The sequence below is a fragment of the Streptomyces sp. AcH 505 genome (assembly GCF_000818175.1).
Classification (GTDB): Bacteria; Actinomycetota; Actinomycetes; order Streptomycetales; family Streptomycetaceae; genus Streptomyces.
Map to the genome: position 1 here is coordinate 2,020,027 of NZ_JTIY01000001.1, position 767 is coordinate 2,020,793.

The 767-nt window shown below is 69.0% G+C and carries 1 pseudogene; it reads right to left on the reverse strand.

Going from position 1 to position 767, the window contains the following annotated elements:
• Nucleotides 1-470: pseudogene (locus HY68_RS44955) on the reverse strand (hypothetical protein); the annotation flags it as partial.
• Nucleotides 471-767: the final 297 nt, after the last annotated feature.

Consider the following 767-nt stretch of genomic DNA (forward strand, 5'->3'; position numbering starts at 1 on the left):
TCCGGGATGGTCGCCGCCTGGATCGGGAAGGGCGAAGTGACGCCGTTCTGCGCCAGCTTGCGGACGATGCCTTCCGGCAGACCCAGGTCGGTGAAGGTGATGCCCGGGTTCTCGGCGTTGTTGTCCGTGACGGCCGGCGTCTCGGGCGTCTCGGCAGCCTGCGGCGCCTCGGCGGCCGGGGTCTGCGTCGCCGGGGTCTGCGTCGCCGGGACCTGCGCGGCCGCGGTCTCGGGCGCCGGGGTCTCGGTCGGCTCGGTGATCAAGGTCTCGGTGTTCGTGGTGTTCACGGTCTCCGTGTTCGTCGTGCTCGTCGTCTGGGGGCCCGAAGCTTCGGCAGCCTCGGGGGCCGTCTCCGTACCCGTGAGGGTCTCTACGGTCTCGACAACCGCTGCGATCTCGGCGATCGCCTCGGGGGACTCGTTGGACTCGTTCTCGGGCATGACGGCGTGGTCAGTACTGGAAATGGACATGCGAAATGCGAAACCTTCCGGAGTCTCGGCACGCGCCCAAACTCCGTGATTCGCAAATCGACCGCCTCAATGCGGTCAGCCACGGCAAGGGAGAGTACGCGCCACGCGGCGCTCTTCTGTGTCGGCGCCAGGCAATGGTCAAACGATCTACTACCATACGCATCCTTCCCCCGCTTAGGCAAACGCCCTCGCTGCGACCCCCGTCACACCGGTCCCACCTGCGGCGATGCCGACGGCTCCCGGCGCAGTCCCGGGCCGCCGGCACCCGCCAGCGCGCCCGTCCGCGACATCGGCCGC